This window comes from Neoluteolibacter marinus (genome assembly GCF_014904755.1).
GTDB lineage: Bacteria > Verrucomicrobiota > Verrucomicrobiia > Verrucomicrobiales > Akkermansiaceae > Haloferula > Haloferula marina.
This window is the reverse complement of sequence record NZ_JACZFQ010000020.1, coordinates 147,944-174,706: the sequence shown is the minus strand read 5'-3', so window position 1 is coordinate 174,706 and position 26,763 is coordinate 147,944. Positions and strand designations below refer to the sequence as shown.

The window sequence follows — 26,763 nt, the reverse complement described above, 5'->3', positions numbered from 1 at the left end:
CCGACGCGTTGAACCGGACGCCGGAATCTCATCACCTACGATGAAAACAGTAGCACTTTGCCCGTTGACAAACACGAAGCCATAGCAACGTAAAAGTCCACACATCCCCTACCGGGGGCGCGACTCCGATTCTGGTTGAGGTTTGTCGCCACCCTCCGAATTCGACTCGGAGTGGGTGGCGGATTGTCCAGCTCCGCCTTGTTCGACATTCATCTTTGTGTCGGCGAATGGATCAGAGTCGTCTCCTGAATCAGCCCCAGCATCTCCTGGCTCAAAATAGGATTCTGGCCCGTCATACGAGAGAAACACCTCAGGAAGTGCCCTGAGCCCCTCCTGGAGCTCTCCTACTGACGTTGTCTCGCGTCCATCCTCACCAAGAATGGTGACAGGAACGTCGGAGTTCGTTGTGGCAACGGCGAATTCCGTAAACTCCTCCACGGTGATTCTCTCTCCATTCAATCTAATTTCTTGCTTCTTGTGATCCAGATAGACGCCGCTCTCGTTCTCACAGCTGGTCACCGAAAGCACGGCCCATAGACCAAGAAGGGAGTATCGAAAATGCATGATCTTCTGCCGAACGTTAGAGCGGTGGCACGGCGGCGTCGGGCATGCAGAGCGAAGCGAACTAGCGAGCTTGTCCGCCGTTGCCACCCACGGCTTGTTATCCTTCTTCGTAGATTCGGCAAATAGGTTTACGCTTGAATATTCTAACCCAAGCAGGGAGCGATCTCCACACATAGCATGACTTCCGCTCTTTCAGGTATTGGTTTAGCTTTTTCTCATCACGGTGAGTTTCCAGTTCTTTGCCGTTGGCGTAGATTACGACCTCACCATATGGGCGCTCATCCAGAAGTGAGTCTTTAAGGGCTCTCGCCTCGTCCAGAGTAGCAAATGATGGATTGAACATTTCGTCCTCTTTTTCGGCGTTCCACCAAGAACCATCTCGATTCAGCAGAACGCCAGTATCTGCATCATGGAATGTGATGAAGTATGCCGCTCCGCTCATTTTTTAGGATAACGTCAAAGCTGTGGCGACCCGGTAACCTCGCCGGAGCGGCCACGGACAATTAATCAGGCCCCGAAGCTGGCGGCAAGAACGCAACAAAGCCGCTGATAGGGGTCGTCCACCAGCGACTTGTTGGGCTTCTTGATTCGTTGGACGCCTTGCCCGTGAACCACACACGAAAGCGGCTGCTGTTCACGGCCGGAGAACTATACCCCATCCAAGCGCGTAGCACGAAACCCCGAGTCCCAGCACAACGCACCAGAACGGAATCGCCACGACCGAAGGCGAGGAGGGGATCCACCCACTGCTTAAAAGTGTCAGCGTCAGGAGACAGCAGCCGCCTACTATGAGGCACCTACTACCGGTGGTCGCCCAGTATGCCACACCCTTCCACAGGGCTTCCTTGGCGTCGTAATCCCGAGCCAGCAGCCGCCATTGTACATGCGGCCACGTGAGCGTCGCGAGGCCGACACACAAAAGGAGGATCTGCAGCAGCTTCATTGTCTCTGCCCAACAGTATTTATTAACCCGGTGAGCATATCGGCGAGATCCGATATGCCAACGGCTGTTTTACCGGGAGGCTGGGTCGCAAGAGAGTGGCTGTCAACGAGATCCGAGGCTCCTTTCACCTGTCTTGACGGTGAAAACTTGTAAGACTCTGAGGATCATCCGCTAAGGTGAGAGAAGCTGTTATGCCTGCTTTCGAGTTCCAAAAGATCAGGAGAGCTTCAGGAATGGAACGACTGGAAATGGCGTGGCGGAACCTCCCGGCAGCCCCCCTCACCGCTCCCGCCACAGGCACTCCTTCACCCCGCAGCCCTTCGACATGCGGTCGATGTCCCCTTGCAGCCGCTCGATGATCCGGTCCTGCGCCGCCAGCCGGGCGTTCAGGGACGAGTAGATGATCCCCGCCAGGGTGGCGATGATGGCGCCGAGCCCGCCGATGCAGGACAGGATCCAACCGATGGGGATGGAGACGAGCTCGTTCATGCCGTGCTAGAAAGGAGCTCCCTTGCGATCGCCTCGCAGGCGCGGCGCCGGAGGTCAGCATCGAGCAGCTTCGCCCGGTCCCCGTCGTGGTCGATGAACCCCAGCTCGATCAGGAAGCACGGCTGGAACGCCATGATCGCCAGCCGTGCGTGCTGGCTTTCGCGTTCGGTCCTCGCGCCGCGGGAGCGGGTGCCGAGCGCCTCGACCACCGCTTCGTTGAGGGCGCTCGCCATCGCCCGGTTCTCCGCGCCGCGGTAGAAGGTCTCCGTCCCGTTCGCGCGGCCGTCGGCGGCGTTGCAGTGGAAGGAGACCATGACGTCACCCCGATACTGCCGGGCAATGCCCGCCCGCTTCCCCACCGGAGCCGGGTCGTGGTGATCGATCCGCGTCCGCACCACACGATGCCCGGCGGCGCGGAGGATCGAGCGCAGCTCGTTCGTCCACTCCATGGCGATGTCCGCCTCGCGGACGCCTGCTGCGACTGCCCCGGGATCAAAGACCCCGCGGCGGCGGTTGGACATCCCGTGGCCGGGATCGAGGATGAAGGTGGTGCTCATGTCGGCTCCGGAGGGAAGTCGGTTCACCGGTTCAGGGCGTGCAGCAGGATCACTTTCCCGTCTTCAGAACCTCCGTGGCCCTCCGCGCGACAAGACCGGCATCGTAGAGCCCGAAGACCGTCTCCGGCGGCGAGCTCTCCGCCCGCAGGACGTCCTGGGTTGCCAGGTTGAAGGGCTTGCCGCCCTCCCGCTGCACCACCGTCGAGTGGATCGGCTGCCCGGTGATCGCCGAGGTCATCCCGGCGCAGGACATCGACATCACCGCGAAGCCCAGCACCAGTAGCCAGCCCAGCGCCTTGAACGAGCCGTTGATCTGGCCGTCGTCGACGAAATCGCCGACCGCTTTGACCAGGTGGACGAGGCCCGCCAACAGCTGCAGCGCCGTCGCCAGTCCGGTGGCCACCTTTGCCGGCAGCACGTCAATGATCCCCGACAGGTCGAGACCGCCGAGCAGGGTAAGGAAAGCGGCCACGGCCGCAAGGAAGGATAGGATTCGAGTCTTCACCCCTCCACCCTGCTACTCCCACATATCCGGATCGACCACCCGCAGTGGTCCCCACCCCACCATGCCCGCAAAGACTCCGCCACTGATCACTGCTCACTGATCACTCGGCACTCGGACATCACCACCCCACCACCGGCGTCGCGAACGGACTCTCCGCTCCCGCGCTCGCCCGGGCAGCCTCCGCACTGACCGCCCCGCTCATCCGCGCACCGCACGCGATGCACCCGAGCAGCGCGTCCCCGCGGTCCGGTGAGTGCCGGCCTTCCAGGCGCATCTTGTCCTTCGACTCCACCCGCAGCTTGCCGTTCTCGCTCCACTCGCTCTTGCGCGTCGAGATCTGCTTGAAGGTATCCGGGTCCAGCTGACCCACGTTCACCCGCCCGCGCTCGATCTCCATTGCGCCGACGTGCCACACCTCGCCGATCAAGTTCGCATACTCGTCCGGGTCGGAAGCCGCCTGGCCGCCGTGGAAGCGCAGGATGTGGAAGCCCAGCTCCTCGATCGCGTCGATCATCACCGTGCCCAGGCCGTCCGCGTCGCCCCACACCTGCCCCGGGTGCAGGCCGTTCTCCTTGAAGAGATGCACGAACTCCCGCGCCGCCTGCATCGTGTTCTTCTCCACCCACGCCTTCACGATCCGCGCCCGGTTGCCCCGTCGCATCGCCAGCACGTTCTCGTCCCGCCCCGCGGCGAAGTCGCAGAAGGCCACCACCTCGCCGCCCTCGTCCGGCCGCGGCTGCCCGTCGATCGCCTTCGCCAGCCGCTCCGATGACAGCACCAGCCGCTCCGCATCCTCCGTGAACTCCGCCTCGTGCATCGACCGGTAGAGCGGATGGTCCGGCCCGTACTTCTCCAGATCCCGCGCCCGCTTCGCCGGGTCGATGTGCGGGCACTCCGCCGACGTCACCTTCCGCACCCAGTGGTGCGCCCGGTTCGCGTGGAATGCCTCGTAGAATTGCCCCCACGGCTTCCCCGGCGAGCTCACCCACAGCTGGAAGACCCGCGTGCAGCGGTCGAAGGCCTCGAACACCCCGTCCGGCACCGTCTTCGCCTCGTCCACGATGATGAACACCGGGTCCGTCTCCCGGTTGACCTTCGGGTGCCAGCCCTCCGCCCGGCCCGGGTCATCGGTGGAGAAGCCCAGCGCGAACCCGCCCTCCGGCGTCTTCAGCTCCGTCTGCAGGAAGTTCCACCCCGGGAACCTCCGCTGGAACACCCGCATGGCCGGCCACAGCTGCTTCTCGACCTGGCGGAAGGAGCCCGAGGTCACGATCACCTGCCCCCGCGGCCAGCGCGACAGGAACCACATCACCAGCGGTGCCACCAGGTTGGACGTCTTCCCGGATCCATTCGCCGCGGCCACCGCCACCGGCGGCCCGCCATGCTCCTGCATCCCCACCGCTTCCAGGCACTCGATCTGCCAGTCGTAGATCGACCGCATGCCCAGCTGGAACCAAGCGAACTCGCTCGGGCTCAGGATCGTCTTCTGCGTCTTCATGCATTCCCCCCTCCATGCATCCCCCACTTCTCACTCGGCACTTCTCACTCGGCACTCCGGCCCCTCCCGCTCCGCAGTGATCTTCGCCCGGGTCTCGGCAATGCGGCGGATCACCTCCTCATCCTCCGCGCTCGGCCGGTAGTCGCCCTCCGTCGGGATCGGCCCGCCGTTGGGCCCGGAATGCTCGAGACCCACCTTGTCCCGCCACAGGTCCGGACGGCGGTTCTTCAGCCAGAAGATGCACGCCACCGTGTCCGGCGGGTAGTGCTTCACCGTCGGCACGATCACCGGCGCCCCGTTGTTCTGCAGGATTTTCGTATCCTCGTGGCTGTAGCCCGTCGCCCGCTTGAAGAGCCGGTCCGCGACCTCCGCGTCCGCCTGGCACTTCCCGTCTTTTAGGGACTCGCAAAATTCGGCATGCCGCTGCTTCCAACGGTTCAGTGTCGCCACATCCACCCCGAAGAACTCGGCCAGCTCCTTGTCCGTCGCCCCCAGCCGGCAGAGCTTCCGCGCCTGCTCGGCGAACTCCTCACGATACCGCGACGGCCGCCCCACGGACTTCCGCTTCCCCTGCTTCGCTTTCCTCGAGCGTGCCACGTAGGTAGTACGCCGCCGCCGGGAAATCGCGTCGAGTTGGCGGGATGGTCCCCACTCGCGTCAGAGATCGATGCCCCCAGCACTCCACGACTTGAACCGGCTCCCCGAACTCCCCTCCTTCGCCGGTGATATCAGCGAGGAAATCCCGCTCCCGGTCACCCCCCTTCCCTCCGCCGAATTGACACACCCTCCCCCTCAAATTCCTTGTGGCATCAAGGAGCAGCACCCAGCTTCTTGAACAGTGCCCCCCGGTTATCCCCCCCTAGGGGCGCTACGAATAAAACTGTTCGGTCACAGAATCATGGAACATTCCCGATTGCTCTCATTCATCGTCTTCCTTCTCACCGCAATTCCTTCCTTTGGAAGATGCCCTACTATTCCACTGCGGACATTCGATAAGGAGCGGGGATTCAATCATGTAATGGCCTACAAGGACGACAAAACAGGAATGACCAACTTTCACATCAAGCTAGATCCAAAGACGTTTCTTTCACACTTTAAGCACGCCTTCCCCGCAAACCGTGCACAGACCCGCATTACACTTCGCGCGAACAACACGAAAGATTTCAAGGGCGTCACAGTGGATTACGGAAGAGTGAATTCCAATGATCCAGAATTCGAGATAAGATTCGATATACCAACAACCGACCTCTCCCGCTACGAGCTGGTGTTTGTTTGCACAATATCTTGGAAAGGAGACGATATTCCAGTTATTGGCGGCGAGATAAATATCACAAGCCTTCAGGCATTTCGTGACGCGAAGGATACGGTTACCGAAACCAATCCGATATGGAAAGAGCTTGAGGAGGAGCGTCAGAAAGCGAGGCAGCGAGATAATTTCGGCTCCAGAAGTGGATGGTTCACCAAGAAGTCCGCCCAGCCCGAACAAGCCGCACCATCCGACGGCGACCAGCCGTCAAATTGAATCCAGGCGTCCATCCCGCCGCGGATGCGCTCAAACGTTCGGCGAAGAGAATGTGGCAATCCGATCTACTTGCAGAGATCCAGCAGATCGATCATGAGCAGGTGCCGCATGGGCTTTACGGCCTGCCAGATTTGCTCAAATCCGGCACCCGATTTCAGCCGCTCGCGAGAATACTTGGCGGACGACTTTTCGGCGACGCCCAACACCTAGAACTCGATTTAGCAAAACGCCTTGGGTGGAAGACTCGCTACGCAAAGCAAGCCTCCCTTGAGTTCGTGCTCCCTACTACTCTCGAGGTGAGTATCGAGATCGAGACTCACGCATCGACGAAGGTCCGGCAATACGGAGATTCATATCACGTCGACAAAGCACACGGGAAGGGACGTCCCCTTGGGTCGAATCAGATCGAGAAATGGATATCAAAACTCCCTAAGCGAGCGAGAGGGGGACTACCTCCTGAATTACTGAAGTTGCTCGACTCGCTTCCTCCGGAAAAGAGAGGAAACCCAAAATCCCGCTGTAACCTACTTGTCGCGTATGTACCGCGGGAGACGGACTTCACCACTCTGCTGGAAGGTGCCACAGACCCTGATTTTTTGGCGCGGTATGGCGTGTCATTCGCTGAGCGACGTTGGGAAGATCCACATCAGCGTGGTTTCTGGACCGGCCTCTTTCTCTGGACTCACTCAAACCAACAAGGCGAATCGGCTCCCGGGGAGTGATTCGCTCCCCAGCCCCACACCTCGGACCCGCCCTTTCCACTAATCACTGATCACCCGGCACTCCGCCGCTCGGCGGCACAAGCCTCCCCTTCCTCCTCAAAAACTCCTCATCCTCCGGCGTCAGTCGCACCCGACCCTCCTTCTGGGTCACCGTCGATTCCTCCTTGATCTCCCGCTTGTCCGCCTGATCCAGCAGCTGTTTGCCCAGCCAGATCAGCATCGCCGTGTTCCCGGACTTCGCCGCCTCGATCTGCTGCCGCCGCAGCGAGATTTTCAGCCGCCCGAAGCCCCGGTCGTAGGCCATCCGGAAGTCACCCTCGGCCTTCCCCATCCGGCGCTCGATCGTCCGCAGCCCGCAGTTGAACCACGCCGCGATCTCCGCGGCCGTGGCACCCAGCATCCCGAGCTTCTCCACCTCCCCGAGATCGAATTCCAGCGCCGGCCGTCCCCGCGTGGTCATTCCTGCGCCTCCGCCGGCAGCACCGCCAGGGAGCACCGGGCCGCCACCTTGGCCGGCTCACCCTTGCCGAAGATCAGCACATACTGGTGCGTCTTCCCCAGCTTCCTCGACTTCTCGAATTGCCCCCGCACCCGCATCGGCAGCGAGCCCGCCGGCGTCAGCAGGATCGCGTCGTTGTAAAGGCGCATCCCGGCATCCTCGAAGGCCCGCACCGTGTCCATGGTCAGCCCGTGGAACCAGCCGCGCTTGTCGCGCACGTCGCCGATCACCCAGCAGGCGAAGGCATCGTCCGCCAGCCGCTCGCAGGCCCGAGCGATGATCTCCCGGTAGGCTTCCAGGAAGCCGGCGTAGTCACCCGCCGCGCTCAGGTCCTCCGGCCGGTCGCTGTAGACCTCGAGGTCGTAGTAGGGCGGGCAGCTCAGCATGAAATCGAAGCACTCCTCCCCGTCGACCAGCTCCGGCAAGTTCCGGCTGTCCCCCGTGATCCAGCGGGCCGATCCCTCCACCGCACCGAAGGCCGCCGCCTGGCGCTCGTTCGCCTCCACCTGCTCCGGCCGCAGATCGACCCCCGTGTAGTGCAGCCCCAGCTTCGCCGCTACCAGCCCACGGACGCTGCCACCGGCGAAAGGATCCAGCACCCGCCCGCCGGCCGGGCACCACCACCGCAGCGCCAGCTCCGCCAGCACCGGGTCGAAGATGCTCGTCCCGCTCTGCTGCATCGCCTCCGGGAACCGCTCGGCGAATTCTTGCCAACTCAGCGGCCGACCATCTTTCGCCTCGATCTCCGCCTTCTTCTCGTAGGTCGCCTGCGGTTGCGATGAGGTCGCGAAGGTCAGATCCCCATCCCGCCCTTCCTCGCTCGCGATCCCGGACTCGATCCAAGCCCGCTTCCGGTCCTGCCAGGGCCCCGACCGCGCATCGAAGACCGAGAACGGCGCCGCACCGAATTCCGCCACCAGCCCCCGGCACGGCGAAGTCGATCCCGCCGGCACCTCATCCTTGCCACCCAGCAGATCCTTCAGCGCCTCGTCATCGAAGCCCGACCACTCCAGCTCGAAGTCCTCCACCTCCCCCAGGTCGCGCAAGATCTCGCCCAGCCCCTCGTCGTCCATCTCCGCCAGCTCGGCGATTCGGTTGTCCGCTACCAGGTGCGCCCACTCGTCGGCCTCTGTTTCGAAGTCCTGCACATCGACGGGCACCTCATCCACCCCCAGCAACCGCGCGGCCGCCAATCGCCCGTGCCCGGCGATCACGAACCCGCTCCGCGCCGAGACCACAATCGGATTCCGCCACCCCTGATGCCGGATCACCTTCGCCAGCAGCTCGATCTGCCTCTGCCCGTGCCGATTCGGATTCCGCGGGTGATCCGTGAGGGTCGCTGGATCCCGCAGCTCCTTGAAAGCACACCGCACGGGAATCTCATATTGCTCGCTTGAGATGTTCACGCGAACACTCTTCCAACCGAGACCAATTCGAACCACTGCCGGTCGTGGTCCCGGGCCGAAGGCTCCGCTACTAGGGCCTGCTCAAGGACTCGTTATCGGTGACTCGATCCCTCGAATCGCGAAGCTAGGAATCCAAGCGGAAACTTGTATAACATTCAATCCGAGCGCACCCAACGGGCCTCCTGTTTGCCCCCGCTCAAGCACATCGAGCTCGAATTGATCTCATTGACAGGCCTGGACTTACACGACAGCTTCTGGTCAATTCAATCGAAGCCATGTTGGACTCCGACTATAGAAACGATCGGATACCAGAATCACTTCGAGGTAGGAGCTTTCGGCTTATTAGCTCAGCGGTAGAGCTCTCGCAACATCTGGTGCACCAGTTGATTCGCCTCTGAAGGCCTCAGGGGGAGTCATTAAAAAACACGCGAGGTATGTCCTTGGTTCAATCCCAAGATAAGCCACCAATCCGCCAGACTCAGATGCACAACCTGAAAACATTCCTCACCGAAGCCGACACGCTAAAGCAGCAGATTGGAGCTTCGATCAAAAGTTGCTGGTATAGAGGTCAGTCCAACCCGTGGGATCTCGACTGTTCCCTAGCTAGGTTTTACAGAGAGAACACAGATGTCGACTCAACAAAACTCGCTATTCACCCAATTGAGGAGTCTCTCTACTGCGATTACTCGAATCAATCGGACGGACTAAATGGCGGTGCTCGAAATAGCTGGGACACCCTTGCATCAATGCAGCACTATGGCGTTCCAACCCGCCTTTTGGATTGGTCGGAGAGCTTTCTTGTCGCCTGCTTCTTCGCCTTAGAAAAGACATTCGACCCAATCAAAGAAAGACTCATAGGAAACCACGACCCCACGATATTCTTCCTAAACCCCTACAAGCTCAGTTCTCACTCGGCAAGAAGCGACACATCCACGCTCCCAGAAACCTACTTCAAGGATTCCAGGAAAATCTGGAATGTAACACTCAGTAAAAACCTTGACTACCTGGAGAACGTCGTCATCAACAAGAACTGGCATTTCAATAGCCCGCTTCCCATTTATCCGCCTCGCAACAATCTTCGAATCGTTGCGCAGCAGGGCTGCTTCACTGTCCACGGACTGTCGATGGACGCATTAAATCATCAGAAATCTTCAAGAGATTCACTGCGACAGATCTCCATCAGAGACCATCGCGTCGCGAAGGAAATCTGGCAACTTATCCAACTTCACAATATATCCGAGCATTATATCTATCGTGATCTTGACCGGCTTGGATCCCACGTAAAGAGCCGTCATAAGCCGTTACCGAACAAAAGAGCGAATCCTACCGCCTAAATATCGTACGCAAGCGATCGAGCCCTCGCCCCACACACCGCAGGATTTCTCATTCGGCAATCTTCCCCCGTACCGTCAGCCCGATCTTCCGGTAGCCCTCGAGGATGCCGTCGCGCTTCTGGATCGCCACTGCCTCATCGGCCGTCTTCAACGCCACGGTGATCCTCTTGCCCACCAGCTTCTTTCCCATGTCGAGGGTCACACGGAGCTTCCAGCGCCGCTTGCTCTTGTCCCAGGTCAGGCCATACAGCCTCTTCAGCTCTTTCTGGCAGCGCTCGGAGGGGCCGGACTCAGCCAAGGCTTCGAGCGCAGCGGCCTGCGTCTTTGCGTCTGGCACATGGATATCGTAGAGCCACTTCTGGACTGTCAACGGAGAGCGGAGAACTGCCGCCGCTACTTCCGCAATCGTCATCTTCTTCCTAACCTTCAGATTTCGAAGCGATTCCGCGAAGGAAACTTCATCCTCGAGACTATCCAAAAACTCTCCGTTCTCCGACTTCATCGCCCTGCCCTCCGGTAGCTTTCCCAGGTGAAATCGATCCGCTTCCCGTCCTCGAACACGCGGTCGACAATGGAAGGACCCAGCGTCTCGCCGAGTTCCTTCGCCGTCAGGTTCGCAATGATGATCGTCGGTCGCATGGCGCCATAGCGGGCGTCGATCAGGTGCGTCAGCAGCCGGTTCTCGAAGGCCGTCTCGCCGCGCTCCTGCAACTCGTCGATCACCAACAGACCGGGCCGCTTCAGGTCCTCGATCACGTCCCGCTCACTGACCGGGCTGTCCTTCTTGTAGGTCGCGCGGACGTCGAGGAAGAAGCTCATCGCCGTGCGATAGACCGCGGTGCGGGTCTTCTCGATCGGCCCGCCGGTCAGCTTTACCCCGGCCGTGCGGTCACGCGGGAAGCGCCCGCTCCGCGCGATCTCCGCCGCCATCCGTGTCTTGCCCGCACCCCGCTTGCCATGGAGCAGGCCGATGCCGCCGCGCTCGATGACCGGCGAGAGCACGGCATAGGCCGCGCGCCACTCGCCGCCATGGGGATCGTCGAGATCCCCGGTGTAGCGGTCCGGCCAACCGTGTGCGGCGTGGATGGCGTACCAGCTGCGCCGCGGTCGTTCCGAAATCGGCGCTGCGACTTCCTCCTCCGGCGTGGCGGCAATCATCGCCTCCAGGCGCTCGGTGAAGTCGCCCAGCACGGTGGCTGCCGCACCGGCGGGCTGGCGTCGCACCGTCTCCTGTTCCCTCGCCGCTCTGGCGAGGCCCTCCCAATCTCCGGTTGTCGTGATGCTCATAGTTCGCTGATGTCCGTGGATTCCCCGTAGCCCGAGACCGGCGCCGGGCGCGGCCTCCCTGCTCCCACCGGGGGAGCTCCTTTCGATTTCTCATACTCGTTCCAGCGGCTGGCGTAGCGCCGCAGTGCCGCCCTCCAGTCCGCGATCGGATGCCCGTTCCGGGTGATCCAGCCCTCGGCCTGCTGCGTGTCGTGGAATGCCACTGCGCAGGCCTCCGAGATCGGCACCGGGGCCGAGGCAGCGTAGCGCTTCACCTCGTCGACCGTCGGGATCACCGATGGCGAAGAGGCGGTGTTTTCCCGCGCGTTGCTGGGTAGCTTACTCCTCTGGTCTCTGGTCTCTGGACTCTCCCCGGGAATGGGCCGGGAAGGTTCCGGGAATCCCGCGGGAGGCTTCCGGGAATCCGCCGGGAGCATTTCGGGAAGGACCCGGGAAATCGTCTCCCGGTATGTCCACTCCCGCTTGTCCTCCGCCCGCTTCGAGTTCCGCGAGCGCTCCCGCTCGATCTCGTCCCGGACCATCCGCCGCGAGGCGATCAAGACCCCGTCGGCATCCTGCTTCACTTCCGCGACGTCCTCGAGTTCCTCCAGGAGATGCGGAACCCGTTCGGGCTCCACACCCCACAACCTGCCCCATGCCCGTTCGGTGCGTTTAAGGAAGCCCCGTTCGGGTGCATTCCAGAGGGCGGCAAGAGTATCGATCCAGACGCCCTTTGCGGACGCGGTCAGCATTCGGGTGTCCTTCAGCCAGTCGGCCGGGAAGAACTGCATGTACGGGAGTTCGGCCATGGGGTCAGTCGGTCGGCAGGGATTCGAAGGTGATCTCGAGCCGCGGGCCGCGGCCGTCGTCCCAGCGTTTCTCCAGGTGCCCGGCGGCGATCCCCGAGTCCTCGGCGAAGAGTGCATCGAGGATCGCCTTGTCGATGTTGTCGCGGTCCGGCTTCGCCCGGTGCAGGGCCCCGGCCATCGCCGCCTTCTTGCCCTTCGTCCAGCTGGCCGGGATCGGCAGGTAGGCCGTCCACGAAAGCCGATGAACCGTGCCGCTGTCGATCAACCGCCGCAGATGCGGCAGCCCCGCCAGCCGGGCGCGCAGCTCGTCCTTGAAGTCATGGTAACGGGTCACCGCCGGCCGCTTCTTCCAGCGGTCACGCCGGGTCATCCGCGGCTTGCCCATGGGGACGACGGGGAAGATGACGGGAGGCGGGGTCATGCGCCCCCCCTCTCCGGCTCCGGCAACGCATTCCCGCCGATCTCGTTGAGCCTCTTCACCAGGTCCGGCCGGCGGAACTCGAGGTGCAGGTTCCCGTTCCGGTAGGCGCGGAAACGGAAGAACCGCGTCTCATACAATTCGCCGGGGAGGCAGCCGTTGAGTTCGTCGACCAGCTCGCCGCCCGGCGTAGGGCTCGCGCCCTTCCCGTCGAGCAGGTGGAACAGGTTGTCGAGTGCCCGCAAGCGGTCCTCGTGGTGGTAGTTCACCCGCATTGTGCCGCGGCCCGAATAGCACGGGCCGACCACGTTCCAGCCGATCACCACTCGCTTGCCGATCTTGAACGGATCGTTGGTCTTGTAGCGCCGGTTGGACGGCCGCAGCCACTGGTAGACCTCGACGGCCGCCTCATCCAAAAAGGCCGCAGCCTGATCGTTGAGGGATTCCACCCAGGCCATGATGTTGTCGGTGGTGATCTCGGGCAGCTCCTCGGGCTTCGAGAGCATGTCGTCGATCTCCTTGGCGCGGCGCAGGCTGGCGAGCTTCTTGATCTCGGCCCGGCTCACCAGGTAGCGCCACGCCGCCCCGCGGAGCCGCACGCGCTTCTTGGCGTAGTCGAGCGAAGTGTCGTCATGCCGCATCACCGACAAGTCGTAGGCCGTGCCGCTGGTGGAAAAGCAGCGCAGCCGCTGCTCCGCACCTTTCAGCATCTCGAGCCCCTGCTTGATCTCGTGCAGCGCCAGGTCGAACTCGCGGACCAGCTCGGGAATCGTCAGCCGCGTGGCAAGTGTCGTGGTTGCGTTCACGAAACAGCCCCCCTCTCCACCTCAAAGAACCCGAGCGCCCCCTTGCACGGGCGGAAGGTCCGCGGCCGCGCCATCTCCATGATGAAGCCAACGGGGCCGAAGAACCACGGCGACGGCGAGCGATCCACGCAACCCGTGATCTCCGCCTGCCCCACGATCCCGCCGCGTGGGAGGTCTTCGAAGGGCGGCAAGGTGACCCCGTTTTCTTCCGCGAGGACGTGGCCAATCGCATACTCATCGCGGGTCATCCCCTTCGAGGCGTGGATGAGAACCGGCCCGCGGAAGTGAGTCCGCCACGACCGGTTCTCGATGTCCTTGTGACCGTGGACGATCAGCCACGCCCACGGCTGCCGGATGGAAAGTGCCTTCACGCCGCCTCCTTCCCCCTGAAGCCCATCAGCCGGTCCCGCTCCGAACCGTAGTAGTCCTGGAAGCGGTTCATCGCATCCTCCACCTTCGCCGTGTAGGCGTCGCGGTCGATGCGCAGGATCAGCGGCTCGTAGAACTGGCAGAAGCTCATGAAATACCAGTGGTCGAGGCCGGTGACCGCCATCGAGCAGTGGACCTGCTGGACGTAGTCCGCCGGCAGCTTCCCGCCATCGAGGTGTTCCAGATGCTTCGGCCCGTCGGGACACTTAAGTTCCAGACCCGCCAGCACCCGCGGCTCGTCCTGCCGCGTCATCACCAAGCCGTCGGGCGAGCAACCCCACACGCCGTCGTCGCGGGTCACGAAACCCACCTCGACAACATCGAGCCCCATGCGATCCACGAAGGCCTGCCGCGCGACCGGCTCCATTTCCTTGCCGCGGTCGGTGTGGCGGTTTCCCGTCCACATGCCCGCTTCGCGGACTTCGCGCGGCCGGATCTTCGCATCGACCATTTCCCGGACATAGCCCGGCCAGCTGGCGGAGTCCTTGCCGGTGGCGGTGATCACCCGGGACGCATTGCTCGCGGTCGGCCGCAGCTCACGCAGCATGAACCAATCCTCGGAGCCCTGTTCGACGTCTGGCCACACCTTCATGCGTTGGCCTCCTTCCAGGCGGCGTTCATCGCATCGGCGAAGCGTTGCGCCTTTACCACGTTCTCCGGGTTCTGGAGCGCCTCGCGCGCCGCACGCAGCGGGCGGAAGGCTTCCAGGCAGGACGCGCGGAACCGCGCCCACTCGTCCGCCACCGGCGGCGGGCCGGTGTCCGGCAAGGCGGATTTCCCGACCGGGATACTGCCGATCTTCGGCGGCGCGGGCACCGGCGGCTTCGCTGCCTCCGCGGCTTCCTGCTTCATCCCGGCGACCTCGGCCTTGGCCTTCTCGGCTTCGGCTTGCAGGCGCTTCTTTTCCTCCTCCGCCCGGAACAGTTCCAGCCGGCGGCGCAGTTCACCGTTCACGTTGTCCGGACCCTTGATTTCCAGATCCTCGGCGTCCATCACCAGCTCCTTCCCGTGCTCCCACGTGAAGGTGTCGATCGCGACGCGGGACTTTTCGATCATCGCGTTGTGGGTGGCCACCATCACGTCCAGCGCCTTGCGCATGCTGTCGAGCGTGCGCTTGCCCTTGATCGCTTCGGTCAGGCTGCGACCGAAGGTGCCGGCCCGGAGGCGCGGCGCGCAGACGAGCCGCCCGAGCGCCTCGGTGATCAGCTCGGTTTTCACCTCCTCCTTGCGCTTGGCGATCAGCTTCTCGAGCTCCAGCCGCGGCGCGCGGATCTCCTCCGCCGTTTCGTCGAGGGCAGCAAAGAGCGCCTGCAACTGCTCGGCATCGGCCAGCGCTTTCTCCTTCGCCGACCGCACTGCGTCTTCGGCGCCCTTCAGCGCCTTCACGTCCAGCTCGGCCTGGCCGAACTCCTCGTCGCTTTTCAACTCGCGGTTGATGTTGGAAAGCGCGCCGCGCACCAGCTCGCGGAACTCGTCCACGTTGGAGGCGATCACCTCACCGCGGGTCTCGATGGCCAGCGGGATCAGTTCGAAGACTTGATTGCTCACAGCAGAACCTCCTCCTCTTCGGCCTTCGCCTCGGGTTCCGTCGCTGGCGTGTCCTTCTTTTCGAAGGGATCGATCGGACCGGAGTCCGAACGGCCGGTCACCGTCTCCGCCTCGACCTCCACCACCACGCCACCGTCGACCGTGGTCGCCTTGCCGATCTCCGCCGCGTCGGCCGCCGCCAGCGCGTTGTTGAGTTCGATCGACCGCGGCATGTACTTCAGCACCTGCAGCAGGACCACCTTCCGCGCATACATCTCGGGATGCTCGTAGGAGTAGTGGCGCTTGCCGACCTTGTTGAACTGGTCGCGGTGGCACCAGACCCGGGCCATCGGCCAGGCCTCGACCACCGGCTGCTCGCTGCCGTTGACCTTTCCGCAGGCATAGACCCAGACCAGCTTCTCCGGGTCGCCGTAGTTTTCACCGGGGACGTGGTGGCAGCGCGGCGAGGACCCGAGCCGGAAGTCGAACTCGTCGCCTTCGAAGACTGCGCCGGACCATGCCGTGGCGCGGCCGGTGTTGTTGAGCAGCCCGACCAGCCCCTGCCAGCCGGGAACGAAGGTGCAGGTGTCCTTGTAGGGGATCAGGTAGCCCTGCCCGCCGATGCCCGGCTCCAGGCCGATCTGCGCGGCCACCACCACGCTGGAAAGGATCGACTGCGGCGTGCACTTCCGCAGCTGCGGATTGGTGGAGAAGCAGGTCAGCGCCAGCCGCATCATGCGGTCCGGGGTCAGGTGCTTCGGCAGCGCCATGGCAATCGCCGACTTCGAGCGCTCCAGATACTTGAGCAGGTCGCCCGGCTTGCTGATGAGATTCGTGTTCATGTTGGATATCGTTGTTAGATCGCCGGCTTACTCTTCCTCGCCGCCCCGGGATGAGGTGCCGGTCTCGCCGGCCTCGTTGGCTTCCGCCTCCTTTTCGTCGTTCCAGCCCTCCAGCCACGCCCGGTAGAGTTCCGGCTGCTTCGCGCTGTCGTAGGGGTTGGTGCCGATGGCGGGACCCTCGGCGTAGGCTTCCCGCCCCTCGGCATAGGCCTCGAGTTCCCCGGCGCCCTTCTCCGGGGCCGGCAACGCCATCATCGGCGCCGGCAAGGCCGGGATCACCTCGGCCTCGACGATCTCGGGTTCCTTCTTCGTGCCGCCGTTCGGCTTCACGAAGTCCATGGTTTCCTGCGCCGGGTCCTCCGGTTCGGGCAGCATCGCCGCGGCCACGTCCTTCACTTCGGACACCGGCTTGTAGGCGAACTTCAGCTCGTCCTTCTGCGGGCCGATCACCAGCTTCAGCGAGAGTTCCACGCCGTTGTTGGTGGTGAAGGCCTCGGCGACCCCGTCGTAGTGGGTCAGGATCAGTTCCGCCATCAGCGACAGGCCGTTGGCCAGGTGCCGCGCCGGCAGCGCCTTCGCCTGCTTGTCGCTCAGGCAGCCGGCGACGATCGGTTCGTATTGCTCCGCGTCGCAGAGAGCGGAGAGGTTCATCTTGCGTTGTGCTTTCGTGTTCATCGTTGGTTTCGTTGTTCCGCCCGGGCCCTGCCAGGGACCGCGGGCGGGAGATTGGTTAGAGTTGCGGGTGCCGGTAGCTGTCCCGCCATGCGCGGTCGTGGTGCCGGGCGCGCCATTCGTTGAGGTGGTCGGATTCGCGGCGGCACATGAAGGCGAGCAGCACCGCCAGGCAGGCGGACGCGATCGCGGCAGGAATCATCCCGAGCGCCGCGAACACCACCACGCCGCCGACGCACAGGATCATCAGCGAGTAGCCGGTCCAGATCAGGAGCTTGCAGAGCATGCCGCCTCCTTTCCCTTATCCAGTCTTCGCGCCAACCTCGCCGCATGCTCCGGGGCGGCTTCCAGCGCCTCCTCCAGTTCGCCACTCAGCCAGCCGATCATGAAGGACTCGCGGTAGGATTCGCCCGTGCCCGTGCGAGCCTTCAGCGCGTCGAATTTCTCCTCGCCCATTGCCCGGATCGCCGAGACCAGCTCCTGCACGTTCATACACCCACCTCCCCCCGGCGCTTGTTCCGCCGGCGTTCGAGTTCCCCCTTCAGGCGATCCAGCCACCGCTCCTCGTCGAGCGTCAGCCGCGGCAGGATCGACAGCCCCCGGATCCACCCCTTCAGCGTATCGTCGCCGTGGGCCTGCAAAATTCCTTTGAGCGACTTCTTCATGCCGCCCTCCCTTCCGTCACTACCCACAGGTCGCCGGCCGCCTCGAAGTACGCCCGATCCCGTAATTTGATGGCTGCGCGGATCAGATCCCGCAGCGACGGAAAACTGTCGACCGGCTCCTGCCAGATCTGCGCCAGCGCCCAGTTGCAGGCCGCCTCCTCCGGTTCCCCGTCGTGCCGCCGGCTCCGTGGGTCCGGATACAATTCCCGTTTCACCGCCCGGATCGCCCAGGGCAGCGACATGTCGCGGACCGAGAGCCCCGACTTCAGGCGCCCGTCCCTCGCCACCAGGCAAGTCGCCCGGGTCAGGATGGTCGCCGCGATGCGCAACCGGAGTGCCAGCTCCGGCGCGCCTTGACGCGTTGTGCTTCGTGTGTTCATGTGCGTTTGCTTCGCAGCCCCTTCACCGGGGCCGTGTTCATCGCCTCCGGTCATGCCAGTGACCGGGGGCTTTTATTTGGAAGGTTGCCGGGCGCCGCTCCGCAGCCGTTCGATTTCTCCCGCCGGGATCCGCACCACACCGAGGTGGGGCACCGGGACGATCACTCCGGCCTCGATTCGCCTCTCGATCGTGCGCACGCTGACCTTGAGCGCTCGCGCTGCCTCCAGCTTGGTCAGCGGCTCACCGCTGGATCCTCCGAGCCGTGCCGCCACCCGCTCCGCGATCTCGTCGAGCTGCTCATCATTGAGCATGATAGGAACGGTCAGGGTCATCGCCTTCCGCCCTCCTTCTCTTCCTTCAGGGGTTGTGGCATGGCGCGAACAGACGAGTCAGAGAAAAGGGCGCGTTTGATCGCGGCCTCCATGAAGTCCCCTGGCGTCAGCCCCAAGGCCTCGGCTTGCACCTTCAACCGCTCCTGATCGGACGGACTGAGGTGATGTTTGATGGGTAGGTCGATTGCCTGCATGGTTTAGTAAATGAACTTGGTGAGACGTTTAGTTTAGCACCTAAACTCCGCAAGGTTAAAAGTTGCGTCTCTAAACTTTTTGTTTAGATTTCCTCCATGACCGCAGAGAAAATTCGCGCCTTCAGAACCTCTAAAGGACTGACTCAAGAAGAGTTAGGCAAACTTTGCGGTGTCGGAAAGAGTTCCGTCTCTCAATGGGAAAGTGGAGCAACTGAACCCTCCGGTCCTTCCCGCGTCATTCTCGAGGACTACCTTTCCGGGGAAAGGGCGCTGATCCCGCTGACACCTCTGGAAGAGAAACTTCTGAATGAGCTCCTCCAGCGCTCCGGCCTTGCCACGCGTGAAGAGCTTCTCAAGAAACTGGTGCTCGATGCGATCGCAGCAGAGCCCGCCGACTCCGAATCGGCGCGCTGAATCCGCTCTCCATTTCAGCGGTCGAACAACACCGGGGATTTCGTCTTGGCTTGATTTGCACGCCCTGCTCACGTGTTCTTTTGAACACTTTGAATCACCGATGTCGAGCGCACGGAGGTAACACCTTGACTCACACCCTCGGTAACACTTGACCCTTCACCCGCAAATGCCCGCCGGAAAACGATTCTCCATCTACCTCACCGAAGACGAAGTTGCCATAGCCGACGCCACGGCTGCCCGATTGGAGATGTCCCGCTCCGAGGTCATCCGCCACCTCATCCTCTACCAGGGCATGTGTGGCGGGGACTTTCCGCTCACAGTCAAACTCCTCGCGCTCCCGGCCGCTGATCGTGACCGGCTGGTCGCAGAGATCCGCCGGCGGACGGAATCCCGAGATCCGATCAAGCCACAATCCTTCCGTGCCTGGGTCAAGGAGACCCTCGGCTCCGATGATCAGCCCACGCTCGACCGTGGAGCTGACACCCTGATCAGGAAGCTGCTGGATTGAGCCCCCCCCCCCTGTTTCGATGGACTACATCCTGAAAACCTCGGCCGGAAAGGTCACCCCCTGCGACGAAGCCATAGCGCTGCGTCGCATCGAAGAAGACCCGTCGATTCAAATCTCCCGACCGGGCACCAATCACTGGATTTACGGCAAGTCCTTCCTGGAATTCGGCGACCTCGCATTCGACGACACCAGTTTCCGTGTTCCCACCGTGGTATCCGATCTGTCCAAGACCAGCTTGTTGATCACCGCGGAGACCGTGCCGCCTTACACGATTGCCTCCCGGCTTGGCGTTGTAGTCTCGGAACGCGTTGCATCCATCGGCGCACTCAAGGAACTCGCCATTGGCCTCTCGGACATCATTGGCAACACCAGCGCCACCATCCACAAGGAACTCGAGAAAACCCGCAATGAAGTGCTCTCGGATCTCCGCCGGCAAGCACACTCACGAGGCGCTCAAGGTATCATCGCACTAAGCCTTTCGTACACCAGCATCGAGGGGAAAGGAACCCTGATGCTCCTCGTCACTGGCTACGGAACCGCCGTGACATTCGCCGGCGAGACCGACTCCTAGGGCCCGCCCATCAGCTTCGCCGCCGCCAGGCTGTGCTCGTCCCGGAGATGCCCGTAAGTCTTCATCGCCAGGACGCCGCCATCCTTGTGACCCAGCCACTTCGCAAGAGTGGGGATATCCACTCCCCGCTCGATTGCCACGGTCGCGAACAGGTGCCGCAGATCATGCACCCGCATGTGCGGGATTCCAAGTCGCCGGCATGCACCCTTCAGTGCCTCCCGCGGACTCTTCAAATGGAAGAGACGGCCGGATGCCCCGGGAACCCTCATCGCCTCGATCACCGCTCTCAACCGTGCATTGATCGGCACCATTCGGGTTTCGTTTCCCTTGGTGCCCTCCTCTCCACCATGCACGGTCAGCCAGTCCGCCCCCACATCGCTCCACATCACCTGGCGAGCCTCACCGATCCGGCACCCGGACCACGCGAGAAACTCCACGAGCCGGGCCTGAGCTTCACTGTGTGCTTTCCGCTGGCTTCGGATTTCTGCCACGAGTTGGTCAACCATCGTGCTGGAAGGAAGCGATTCCACGGCGGTCTTTTTCACCCTCATCCGCTTGAGCCGCTCGGTCGGATCATCGAAACGCAGCCCTGATTTGACGATCACCCCGCACGTGTGACGGAGCAACCGGAGCAGATTGTTAGACTGGGTCGCGGACCTCGATTTTGTCGTATCCCGCCACCACCTCTCGGCATCGTCAGACGTGAACGAAGTAGCCGCCCGGTCGAGAGGAAGGGTCTCGCGAAGGATCCGGAAGAGCTCCACATAATACTCCCGTGTGCGCGGTTTCAAATGAGCCTTCCCCACCTCCCTTGCCTCCACGACAGCCAAGGCGTCACCCAGCGATTTGATCGCATCGGCGGAGCCCGGTAGGGCAGCACGCAACGGAGCAAGAGCAGCGTCCCGCTTGATCTTCGCGATCCGCAGATCCTTCGTCTTGAGGCTCCGGCGAATCTTCTTCCCGCCGACCTTGGCTTGGAGATAATACGTCCCCGACGAGTGTTGTACGATGTTTTCAGCCCGCACCGATTTCCAGACGTCCGCCATGCAAGGACCCTTGCACGGGGCGACACGTCGCGTCAACGGTGGTCATTTCGAGTGGTCATCACCTCTCAGCCGAATTCCCAACGCACTCAAAATCAACATGCCGGGGTGGCGGAATTGGTAGACGCACCTGACTTAGGATCAGGCGAGTTCACTTGTGCAGGTTCGAGTCCTGTCCCCGGTATCATCGCCCAATCAAGACCATGAACGAACTCAAGGAGAAGCTGGCGGCGCTCGGCCTGAGCGAGGAACAGATCAACGGGTCGATCATCGCGGTTTCAGACTACGTGAAGTCCCGGCTTCCGGAGGACTACCGTGGCGTTGTCGATTCGCTGCTGAAGGGCGAGTCCCCGGACTTGTCGGCGCTGAGCGGCGGCCTGCTCGACAAGGTCAAGGGGATGTTCGGCGGCTGACCCGGCCTCGCCGGGGGCTGTCGAGGCATTCCATATTGCCCTCCGATTTCCTCTTGGATCGATCCGGGCATTGGGTGATGCTCCCAGCCTTGGATCATGGCGAACGACTCATCGGGTTCATTCGGCTGGGTGGTGGGCTTGGGCCTGCTGGTCGCGGCCTTCTATTTCTGGCGAATCTCGCTCGCCCTTGCCGCGGCGTTGCTGCTGGTCGGGCTGGTGGTCTGGGCCGCCTACCGCTTGCTGTCGAAGTCGGGCCGGGCCCACACGGCGATGGATGAGCACGACTACGCGGCCGCCCTCGAGCTGCTTCAGGAGTCCGGCGACCACGACCAGCTGATCAGCGCACTCCGCTTCAAGGTCCCCTTCCCCACGCCCGAGCTCAAGGAGCGCTTCGTCGCGGCCGTCAGGGAATTGCTCGCCCTGCAGGAAACCGCCGCCGACCCGGCGAACCCGCACATTCCTTCGGACCTGCGTGACGAGCTCGCCCGCCGCACCCGCGAATCGTTGTCCTCGCTCTGGCCGCTTTGCCAGAAGCTGACCCTGCTCGCCCGCTCGAAGGTGAAGCCGGAGACCGTGCAGGAGCGGATATCGGGCGTTCTCGGCCAGCTCGCCGACCTGACCGCGAGCGCGGAAAACACCCGCCAGCAGCTCGCCCACATCACGCTCGGTGCTTCGGCCCTCGAGATCAACGAGGCCACCGAACAGGTCGGCGCGATGAAGTGGCAGGTGACCGAGATGCAGAAGATCGACGCGATGCTGGAGGGCTGATGCCGGAGCAAGAAACGGAGTTTCAGGCCGCGCGAGGCGCGCTAGGTTCCCCGACATGAACTCCACCTCCACGCCGGGCGACCCGCATGCCGCAGCCATCGTCCAGGCGTGCCGGCGGATCGAGGAAGCCGAGTCCCCTCCGGCCCTCGATGACCTGGCCGAAGCGTCGGGAATGAGCCGGTTTCACTTTCACCGCGTGTTCAAGCGCATCACCGGACTCACCCCGAAGGCCTATGCAGACGCCTGCAGGTCACGGCGGATCCGCGATGGCCTGCCAAGTAGCGGCTCGATCACCGAGGCGATCTATGCCGCGGGTTTCGACTCCAACAGCCGCTTCTACACCCAATCCTACGGTCTCCTCGGCATGAAACCGCAGGCATTCCGACAAGGTGGCGCGGGAGAGGAAATTCGATTCGCCATCGGCGAGTCGTCGCTCGGCCCCGTGCTGGTCGCGGCGACGGCGAAGGGCGTGTGCGCAATCCTCCTCGACGACGACCCGGCGGTGCTGGTGCGCGACCTGCAGGACCGCTTCCCCAAGGCGAAGCTGGTCGGTGCCGACGGGGACTTCGAGCAATGGGTCGCGCAGGTCGTGGGTTTCGTCGAGCATCCCCGGACCGGTCTCGACCTGCCGCTCGATATCCGCGGCACGGCCTTCCAACAGCGGGTCTGGCAGGCGCTACGGGGAATCCCGCCCGGCACCACCCTCAGCTACACCGAGGTTGCGGAGAAAATCGGCAGCCCGAAATCGGTGCGTGCGGTCGCCGGGGCCTGCGCAGCGAACCCCCTGGCGCTGGCGATCCCCTGCCACCGGGTGGTGCGCACCGACGGCAGCCTTTCCGGCTACCGCTGGGGCATCGGACGCAAGCGGGCGCTGCTGCAACGCGAATCGGCACCGTGATGGAACTCTTCCGCCCCGACCCCTCGGAGAACCTGCTGCCCCGCGACGGCACGGTGAACTACCACGGGGTGGTGCTGGCCGCCGCTTCAGCCGCAAACTACTACGACGCCTTGATTTCATCGGTGCCGTGGCGGCACGACGAGGCGGTGATGTTCGGCAAGCACATCGTCACCGCGCGGAAAGTCGCGTGGTACGGTGACTCACCGTTCCCCTACACCTATTCCGGCACCACCAAGCAGGCCCTGGCGTGGTCGGACGAGATGAAGGAACTGAAGTCCCTGGCCGAACAATGCTCGGGCTGCCGCTTCAACTCCTGCCTGCTGAACCTTTACCACGACGGCAACGAGGGCATGGGCTGGCACAGCGACGACGAGAAGTCGCTGGTCGCGGACTCCGGCATCGCCTCGCTCAGTTTCGGCGCCGAGCGCAGGTTCGACTTCAAGCACAAACAGACCGGCGAGAAAGTCTCGGTGACGCTGGAGAACGGCAGCCTGCTGGTGATGAAAGGGACGACCCAGACCCACTGGTTGCACCAGATCCCGAAGTCGAAACGGATCACCACGCCACGGATCAACCTGACGTTCCGCCGCATGGCCTGAATCACGGTTTGACCGGCACCAGGACGATCTGGCGCAGGTCCATCACGGCGACGCCGGGCTTGGAGAGCGCCTTGACCTCGAGCACCTGCGGGCCGGCCTTGTCGAAGCGGAGCGTGCCGATCTTCCGCTCCTTGAAGTTCTGGAAGTGGCCGGTGTCCTCGACCGTGAAGCGGCAGGTCCGCCCCGCGCACCCGATGGCCACCTCGGCGCCACCGCTGCCCTTCCCGCAACCTTGCCAAAGGTGGATTTCGTAGGTCCCCGGCTGCATCACCTCGAACTCCCAGGATGCGTGGTCGGCAGCATTCACCCAGAAGCCCAGGGTATTCTTCACCTCCTTCTCCTCGTACTGGAGCTTCTCCCCATGGACCTCGGCCGTGCTGGCATGCAGCACGATCCTGCCGCCGCTGAGCTGGACCGGCGCGGCGTAGACCTTGGTGACATGGTCGCCCTTCGGGTAGTCCTCGTGGCACTCCGCGCAGCGGGCGATCTTCCCCCGCTCGACGATCCGTGTGGCCGCCGCATCGACGGTGAAGAACTCCCAATCGCCGCACTCGGGGAAATAGCCCCGCTCCCGCTTCAACATCCCGGTGAACAGCTGCGTCGCGCCATCATCGCGTCCGAGCTTCTCCTTCAGCACCAGGCTTCCCTCCGGAAAACTCCCCCAGGGATCGAAGATCGGCAAAGCCGCGGGCTCATTGGCATAGACGTGGAAGGCCGCCGCGCCATGGGTCCGCTTCCCCAGCACCGCGTCGATGCTGCAGCGCTCGGCGACCGCCTTGGCCATTTTGACCGGCGCGGGGGTCACCCGCTCCTGCCGTCCCCGCTCCTTCACGAAAGCGAGCAACTCCACATCCGTCGGGGCCGCGGCCAGCGGCGCGGCGAGGCATATCAGGGCCACTGCATGTTTCATGCGCGAGCTATGGCAGAAGAGCGACGACGAATCAAAAGACAAGAACCCGCGGTCAGCCTCGCTTTGGAAAGCGGAACCATGAAAACGACCCTCTCAACCCTTGCCGCCTCGCTGACCCTGCTCAGCCCGCTGTTTTCCCAGGACCGGCCCCGTGACATCAGCCCGGAGGACCTCCAGATGGAACAGCACTGGAACCTCTCCGACCGCTTCGACAAGATGCTCAAGGACCGCTCCGACAAGGCCTTGATCGAACGATTGATCCAGGAGTCCACCGCTGAGATGGAACTTCCGGAGCCACCCGCCTTCAAGTTCCATCCTGGAACCCCGCCGTGGGTCATCGGACTCGCGGTGCAGGGGCTCGACCCGTTCATGCGGAGCCATCTCTCGCTCCCCGAGCACATCGGGGTCCGCGTCATCCGCGTGATGCCGGGTGCCCCGGCGGCGGCGGCCGGAGTTCAGGAAGACGACATCCTCCTCTCGGCCAATGAGGTCGGGCTGTCCTCGATGAACGGGCTCAAGGAGCAGGTGGAGAAGGCAGGGAAGGAGGGACGGCCGCTGAAGCTCGAATTCATCCGCAAGGGCAAGCGCGACACGCTGGTCATCCAACCCCGTGACCCGGAGTCGCCGCCACTGGTCGATGCTCCGCCGGCCGCCCGCGAGCCGAATCCGGTCGAGCGAAGGCTGGCGGGACTCCAGAAGCGGCTGGAACAGCAGCAGCATCAGATCGAGGAACTCCGCCGACAGGTCCAGGAACTGCGGGCGCAGCAAAATCCCCGGCAGAAGCGCAAGGTCAGGGAGCAAGCCAAGCAGAAGCGCGAAATCCGGGAGGAAGCTAGCCCGCGTCCCGAAGCTCGCTGAGCAGCTTGTCACGCAAGGACCAGTAATCGATGTCAAGGGCCAGACCATTCGCCATCAGGGCAAAGGTCAGCTCCCGGCCGTCCGGCATTTCCAGGAAACCGACCTCGGTCTTGACGCCGGACATGGCACCGAGCTTGGCGCGGACCGCCCCGTCCAGATAGCGGCTGAGGCTCTCCCGGAATCGCTCGCCATGTTTGCCATGGCGGGCGGCATGGTTCACCCGGGCGAGGTCGAGCGGGCGGATCATGTTGGCCCGGGCGAGGCCGCTGCCGTCAATGAGCCGCAGGCCTGAAAAGGGCAGGCCCCGGGCCTCCCAATGCTTCCGGACGGCCGTCGCGGGATCCATGCCGGCCTTGGCTCCGAGGGTGAGGAAAAGGCTCTGGGCCTCGAGGTTGTCGCTGACCTTGTGGAGATGGTCGATGATCTCCGCCAGACGCGCCGATTGATGGCTGGCAAGCGGCACGCCGCCGGGACCCTCGGGCATGTCGCGACCGAGACACCGGATGCCCTTCTTGTCGAAGGCGGCACGCAGGATCTCCGCGGCACGCGCCGGCGGATCCGGAACCGCGCCGCTCACGGTGAACGCATCGGCCCCGGCCGGCACCGAACCCCGCAAGGTCACGGTCCGTCCCTCCGGCTCGGAATACACCATCACCCGGTCACCGCTGCCCGCCGGCCCGGTGGTCACGTGGTTGGTCCAGCGCACCTCCCCGGCCGAACCCTCGCGGTTCAACAGACGCGCGGGATCGCCCTCCTTGGCACCCGCCTGGAAGCGGATAGCGATGCGGTTGTGGTCGACGTTGATGGCATAGGCGCCGGCACCGTAGCCGTTGCCGATGTCGCCCCAGTTCCAATGGTCGCTCACCGCCGGCTCCTGGAACGCCGAAGTGTCGATCCGCAGCTTGCCGTTGATCTGCGTCAGGCCGGCCGCGATCAACTGGTCGACCATCAACTCGAGATCGTCGCCCGACAGCGTGGGGTCGCCGCTTCCCACCAGCACCAGATTGCCGTCCAGCACCCCCTCCGAGAAGGCGGTCCGGTCCGAAACCAGGGTCGTCGTGAAGCGGAAGTCCGGCCCCAGTTCTTCGAGCGCCGCCGCGGTGGTGACCGTTTTCAGCGCCGACGCCGGGCACAAGCCCTTCTCCGCGAGAGGCGAGGCATAGACAACCCGGCCCTCTTCATCCAACACGCAGAACCCGATCAGGGCTCCCGCCAGCGCGGGATCGGCGGACCACGCATTGAAAATCCCGCCGATCTCCTCCACCCCGCCCCCGCGCATGCCGGAGCGAGATCCCAATTCGATCGGCTTCAGTCCGGGAGCCAGCAGAAAGACCGCCGCGACCAGCCAGCCCGAAACTAACAGGAGTGCCTTGAAGAAAGACTTCACGCCGCCAAGCTAAC

Annotated in this window: 39 protein-coding genes and 2 tRNA genes; 13 read left to right on the top strand and 28 right to left on the bottom strand. The window is 63.3% G+C overall.

From position 1 onward, the window contains the following. Positions 1 to 108: 108 nt before the first annotated feature. The 7 genes from IG178_RS05150 to IG178_RS05120 all read right to left on the bottom strand — a co-directional run bounded on the left by IG178_RS05150 (position 109) and on the right by IG178_RS05120 (position 5,111). Positions 109 to 564 (bottom strand): hypothetical protein, encoded by a 456-nt coding sequence (locus IG178_RS05150; protein ID WP_193211453.1) that lies wholly within the window; start codon positions 562 to 564, stop codon positions 109 to 111. Between the two features lie 97 nt (positions 565 to 661). After that, entirely contained in the window at positions 662 to 1,006 is a 345-nt protein-coding gene (locus tag IG178_RS05145) for a hypothetical protein (protein WP_193211452.1), read from the bottom strand. 780 nt (positions 1,007 to 1,786) lie between these two features. Next, the gene (locus IG178_RS05140; RefSeq protein WP_193211451.1) at positions 1,787 to 1,996 is read right to left on the bottom strand and encodes a hypothetical protein; all 210 of its coding nucleotides are present in this window, start codon (positions 1,994 to 1,996) and stop codon (positions 1,787 to 1,789) included. After that, complete coding sequence (locus IG178_RS05135; RefSeq protein ID WP_193211450.1) at positions 1,993 to 2,580, bottom strand: N-acetylmuramoyl-L-alanine amidase; 588 nt, start codon at positions 2,578 to 2,580, stop codon at positions 1,993 to 1,995. The genes IG178_RS05140 and IG178_RS05135 overlap by 4 nt, the downstream gene beginning before the upstream one ends. Positions 2,581 to 2,602: 22 nt before the next feature. Further along, positions 2,603 to 3,025 carry a hypothetical protein gene (locus IG178_RS05130; RefSeq protein WP_193211449.1) on the bottom strand — a complete coding sequence of 141 codons (423 nt, stop codon included), beginning with the start codon at positions 3,023 to 3,025 and terminating at the stop codon, positions 2,603 to 2,605. Positions 3,026 to 3,176: 151 nt separating this feature from the next. Next, on the bottom strand, positions 3,177 to 4,556 hold the full coding sequence (locus IG178_RS05125) for a hypothetical protein (RefSeq protein WP_193211448.1): 1,380 nt from the start codon (positions 4,554 to 4,556) through the stop codon (positions 3,177 to 3,179). A gap of 30 nt (positions 4,557 to 4,586) precedes the next feature. Beyond that, positions 4,587 to 5,111, bottom strand: a complete 525-nt coding sequence (locus IG178_RS05120; protein WP_343225927.1) for a helix-turn-helix domain-containing protein — start codon at positions 5,109 to 5,111, stop codon at positions 4,587 to 4,589. A gap of 343 nt (positions 5,112 to 5,454) precedes the next feature. Here IG178_RS05120 and IG178_RS05115 point away from each other — a divergent pair, with 343 nt between their 5' ends. Together IG178_RS05115 and IG178_RS05110 are read left to right on the top strand one after the other, a co-directional pair. Continuing rightward, on the top strand, positions 5,455 to 6,078 hold the full coding sequence (locus IG178_RS05115) for a hypothetical protein (RefSeq protein ID WP_193211447.1): 624 nt from the start codon (positions 5,455 to 5,457) through the stop codon (positions 6,076 to 6,078). Between the two features lie 50 nt (positions 6,079 to 6,128). Beyond that, entirely contained in the window at positions 6,129 to 6,800 is a 672-nt protein-coding gene (locus IG178_RS05110) for a hypothetical protein (protein WP_193211446.1), read from the top strand. A 43-nt stretch (positions 6,801 to 6,843) separates the two neighbouring features. Here IG178_RS05110 and IG178_RS05105 read toward each other — a convergent pair whose 3' ends face one another. Together IG178_RS05105 and IG178_RS05100 are read right to left on the bottom strand one after the other, a co-directional pair. Continuing rightward, the gene (locus IG178_RS05105) at positions 6,844 to 7,260 is read right to left on the bottom strand and encodes a hypothetical protein (protein ID WP_193211445.1); all 417 of its coding nucleotides are present in this window, start codon (positions 7,258 to 7,260) and stop codon (positions 6,844 to 6,846) included. Next, complete coding sequence (locus tag IG178_RS05100; protein ID WP_193211444.1) at positions 7,257 to 8,705, bottom strand: ParB N-terminal domain-containing protein; 1,449 nt, start codon at positions 8,703 to 8,705, stop codon at positions 7,257 to 7,259. The genes IG178_RS05105 and IG178_RS05100 overlap by 4 nt, the downstream gene beginning before the upstream one ends. 336 nt (positions 8,706 to 9,041) lie before the next feature. Between IG178_RS05100 and IG178_RS05095 the strand changes: the two genes are divergently transcribed. Then, positions 9,042 to 9,172, top strand: a tRNA-OTHER gene (locus IG178_RS05095). A gap of 15 nt (positions 9,173 to 9,187) precedes the next feature. Next, positions 9,188 to 10,039 (top strand): FRG domain-containing protein, encoded by an 852-nt coding sequence (locus IG178_RS05090; RefSeq protein ID WP_193211443.1) that lies wholly within the window; start codon positions 9,188 to 9,190, stop codon positions 10,037 to 10,039. 49 nt (positions 10,040 to 10,088) lie between these two features. Here IG178_RS05090 and IG178_RS05085 read toward each other — a convergent pair whose 3' ends face one another. From IG178_RS05085 to IG178_RS05010, 16 genes are all read right to left on the bottom strand, one after another. After that, positions 10,089 to 10,541, bottom strand: coding sequence for a hypothetical protein (locus IG178_RS05085; protein ID WP_193211442.1), 453 nt, complete (start codon positions 10,539 to 10,541; stop codon positions 10,089 to 10,091). Then, a complete protein-coding gene (locus IG178_RS05080) occupies positions 10,538 to 11,326 on the bottom strand; it encodes a P-loop NTPase family protein (protein WP_193211441.1) in 789 nt (262 codons plus the stop codon). Before IG178_RS05080 ends, IG178_RS05085 begins: the two co-directional genes overlap by 4 nt. After that, a complete protein-coding gene (locus IG178_RS05075; RefSeq protein WP_193211440.1) occupies positions 11,323 to 12,114 on the bottom strand; it encodes a hypothetical protein in 792 nt (263 codons plus the stop codon). Before IG178_RS05075 ends, IG178_RS05080 begins: the two co-directional genes overlap by 4 nt. 4 nt (positions 12,115 to 12,118) lie before the next feature. Next, the gene (locus IG178_RS05070; RefSeq protein ID WP_193211439.1) at positions 12,119 to 12,535 is read right to left on the bottom strand and encodes a RusA family crossover junction endodeoxyribonuclease; all 417 of its coding nucleotides are present in this window, start codon (positions 12,533 to 12,535) and stop codon (positions 12,119 to 12,121) included. Next, the gene (locus IG178_RS05065) at positions 12,532 to 13,338 is read right to left on the bottom strand and encodes a DUF4942 domain-containing protein (protein WP_193211438.1); all 807 of its coding nucleotides are present in this window, start codon (positions 13,336 to 13,338) and stop codon (positions 12,532 to 12,534) included. The genes IG178_RS05070 and IG178_RS05065 overlap by 4 nt, the downstream gene beginning before the upstream one ends. Then, complete coding sequence (locus IG178_RS05060; RefSeq protein ID WP_193211437.1) at positions 13,335 to 13,709, bottom strand: ASCH domain-containing protein; 375 nt, start codon at positions 13,707 to 13,709, stop codon at positions 13,335 to 13,337. The genes IG178_RS05065 and IG178_RS05060 overlap by 4 nt, the downstream gene beginning before the upstream one ends. Beyond that, positions 13,706 to 14,359, bottom strand: a complete 654-nt coding sequence (locus IG178_RS05055; RefSeq protein WP_193211436.1) for a lambda exonuclease family protein — start codon at positions 14,357 to 14,359, stop codon at positions 13,706 to 13,708. The genes IG178_RS05060 and IG178_RS05055 overlap by 4 nt, the downstream gene beginning before the upstream one ends. Further along, positions 14,356 to 15,315 (bottom strand): hypothetical protein, encoded by a 960-nt coding sequence (locus IG178_RS05050; protein WP_193211435.1) that lies wholly within the window; start codon positions 15,313 to 15,315, stop codon positions 14,356 to 14,358. Before IG178_RS05050 ends, IG178_RS05055 begins: the two co-directional genes overlap by 4 nt. Further along, positions 15,312 to 16,136, bottom strand: a complete 825-nt coding sequence (locus IG178_RS05045; protein WP_193211434.1) for a recombinase RecT — start codon at positions 16,134 to 16,136, stop codon at positions 15,312 to 15,314. Before IG178_RS05045 ends, IG178_RS05050 begins: the two co-directional genes overlap by 4 nt. 27 nt (positions 16,137 to 16,163) lie before the next feature. Next, positions 16,164 to 16,811, bottom strand: coding sequence for a hypothetical protein (locus tag IG178_RS05040; RefSeq protein ID WP_193211433.1), 648 nt, complete (start codon positions 16,809 to 16,811; stop codon positions 16,164 to 16,166). A 55-nt stretch (positions 16,812 to 16,866) separates the two neighbouring features. Beyond that, on the bottom strand, positions 16,867 to 17,094 hold the full coding sequence (locus IG178_RS05035) for a hypothetical protein (protein ID WP_193211432.1): 228 nt from the start codon (positions 17,092 to 17,094) through the stop codon (positions 16,867 to 16,869). Continuing rightward, the gene (locus tag IG178_RS05030; RefSeq protein WP_193211431.1) at positions 17,076 to 17,294 is read right to left on the bottom strand and encodes a hypothetical protein; all 219 of its coding nucleotides are present in this window, start codon (positions 17,292 to 17,294) and stop codon (positions 17,076 to 17,078) included. Before IG178_RS05030 ends, IG178_RS05035 begins: the two co-directional genes overlap by 19 nt. A 2-nt stretch (positions 17,295 to 17,296) precedes the next feature. Then, positions 17,297 to 17,473, bottom strand: coding sequence for a hypothetical protein (locus tag IG178_RS05025; RefSeq protein ID WP_193211430.1), 177 nt, complete (start codon positions 17,471 to 17,473; stop codon positions 17,297 to 17,299). Further along, complete coding sequence (locus tag IG178_RS05020) at positions 17,470 to 17,853, bottom strand: hypothetical protein (RefSeq protein WP_193211429.1); 384 nt, start codon at positions 17,851 to 17,853, stop codon at positions 17,470 to 17,472. Before IG178_RS05020 ends, IG178_RS05025 begins: the two co-directional genes overlap by 4 nt. A gap of 72 nt (positions 17,854 to 17,925) precedes the next feature. Beyond that, positions 17,926 to 18,165, bottom strand: coding sequence for a helix-turn-helix domain-containing protein (locus tag IG178_RS05015; protein ID WP_193211428.1), 240 nt, complete (start codon positions 18,163 to 18,165; stop codon positions 17,926 to 17,928). Between the two features lie 17 nt (positions 18,166 to 18,182). Next, positions 18,183 to 18,380, bottom strand: a complete 198-nt coding sequence (locus tag IG178_RS05010) for a hypothetical protein (RefSeq protein ID WP_193211427.1) — start codon at positions 18,378 to 18,380, stop codon at positions 18,183 to 18,185. Positions 18,381 to 18,476: 96 nt separating this feature from the next. Here IG178_RS05010 and IG178_RS05005 point away from each other — a divergent pair, with 96 nt between their 5' ends. The 3 genes from IG178_RS05005 (at position 18,477) to IG178_RS04995 (ending at position 19,873) form a co-directional block, all read left to right on the top strand. Next, entirely contained in the window at positions 18,477 to 18,794 is a 318-nt protein-coding gene (locus tag IG178_RS05005; protein ID WP_193211426.1) for a helix-turn-helix domain-containing protein, read from the top strand. Positions 18,795 to 18,960: 166 nt separating this feature from the next. After that, positions 18,961 to 19,302 (top strand): ribbon-helix-helix domain-containing protein, encoded by a 342-nt coding sequence (locus IG178_RS05000; RefSeq protein ID WP_193211425.1) that lies wholly within the window; start codon positions 18,961 to 18,963, stop codon positions 19,300 to 19,302. A 19-nt stretch (positions 19,303 to 19,321) separates the two neighbouring features. Further along, positions 19,322 to 19,873, top strand: coding sequence for a heavy metal-binding domain-containing protein (locus IG178_RS04995; RefSeq protein ID WP_193211424.1), 552 nt, complete (start codon positions 19,322 to 19,324; stop codon positions 19,871 to 19,873). Here the strand turns inward: IG178_RS04995 and IG178_RS04990 are convergent. Beyond that, positions 19,870 to 20,919 carry a tyrosine-type recombinase/integrase gene (locus IG178_RS04990; protein ID WP_193211423.1) on the bottom strand — a complete coding sequence of 350 codons (1,050 nt, stop codon included), beginning with the start codon at positions 20,917 to 20,919 and terminating at the stop codon, positions 19,870 to 19,872. The two genes, IG178_RS04995 and IG178_RS04990, sit on opposite strands and share 4 nt — an antisense overlap. Before the next feature lie 99 nt (positions 20,920 to 21,018). Here IG178_RS04990 and IG178_RS04985 point away from each other — a divergent pair. The 5 genes from IG178_RS04985 to IG178_RS04965 all read left to right on the top strand — a co-directional run bounded on the left by IG178_RS04985 (position 21,019) and on the right by IG178_RS04965 (position 23,594). Continuing rightward, positions 21,019 to 21,100 (top strand) — tRNA-Leu (locus IG178_RS04985). A gap of 19 nt (positions 21,101 to 21,119) precedes the next feature. Next, positions 21,120 to 21,329, top strand: coding sequence for a DUF2267 domain-containing protein (locus IG178_RS04980; protein WP_193211422.1), 210 nt, complete (start codon positions 21,120 to 21,122; stop codon positions 21,327 to 21,329). A gap of 96 nt (positions 21,330 to 21,425) precedes the next feature. Beyond that, positions 21,426 to 22,097, top strand: coding sequence for a hypothetical protein (locus IG178_RS04975; RefSeq protein WP_193211421.1), 672 nt, complete (start codon positions 21,426 to 21,428; stop codon positions 22,095 to 22,097). A 55-nt stretch (positions 22,098 to 22,152) separates the two neighbouring features. Further along, positions 22,153 to 22,995 (top strand): bifunctional transcriptional activator/DNA repair enzyme AdaA, encoded by an 843-nt coding sequence (locus IG178_RS04970; RefSeq protein ID WP_193211420.1) that lies wholly within the window; start codon positions 22,153 to 22,155, stop codon positions 22,993 to 22,995. Beyond that, on the top strand, positions 22,995 to 23,594 hold the full coding sequence (locus tag IG178_RS04965; protein ID WP_193211419.1) for an alpha-ketoglutarate-dependent dioxygenase AlkB family protein: 600 nt from the start codon (positions 22,995 to 22,997) through the stop codon (positions 23,592 to 23,594). The genes IG178_RS04970 and IG178_RS04965 overlap by 1 nt, the downstream gene beginning before the upstream one ends. A 1-nt stretch (position 23,595) precedes the next feature. Here the strand turns inward: IG178_RS04965 and IG178_RS04960 are convergent, their stop codons facing one another. Then, positions 23,596 to 24,504, bottom strand: a complete 909-nt coding sequence (locus IG178_RS04960) for a hypothetical protein (RefSeq protein WP_193211418.1) — start codon at positions 24,502 to 24,504, stop codon at positions 23,596 to 23,598. A 78-nt stretch (positions 24,505 to 24,582) separates the two neighbouring features. Here IG178_RS04960 and IG178_RS04955 point away from each other — a divergent pair, with 78 nt between their 5' ends. Continuing rightward, positions 24,583 to 25,362: a PDZ domain-containing protein gene (locus IG178_RS04955; protein WP_193211417.1), complete on the top strand. Its 780-nt coding sequence runs from the start codon at positions 24,583 to 24,585 to the stop codon at positions 25,360 to 25,362. Here IG178_RS04955 and dacB read toward each other — a convergent pair. Beyond that, on the bottom strand, positions 25,337 to 26,749 hold the full coding sequence (gene dacB / locus IG178_RS04950) for a D-alanyl-D-alanine carboxypeptidase/D-alanyl-D-alanine endopeptidase (protein ID WP_193211416.1): 1,413 nt from the start codon (positions 26,747 to 26,749) through the stop codon (positions 25,337 to 25,339). The genes IG178_RS04955 and dacB overlap by 26 nt on opposite strands. Positions 26,750 to 26,763: the final 14 nt, after the last annotated feature.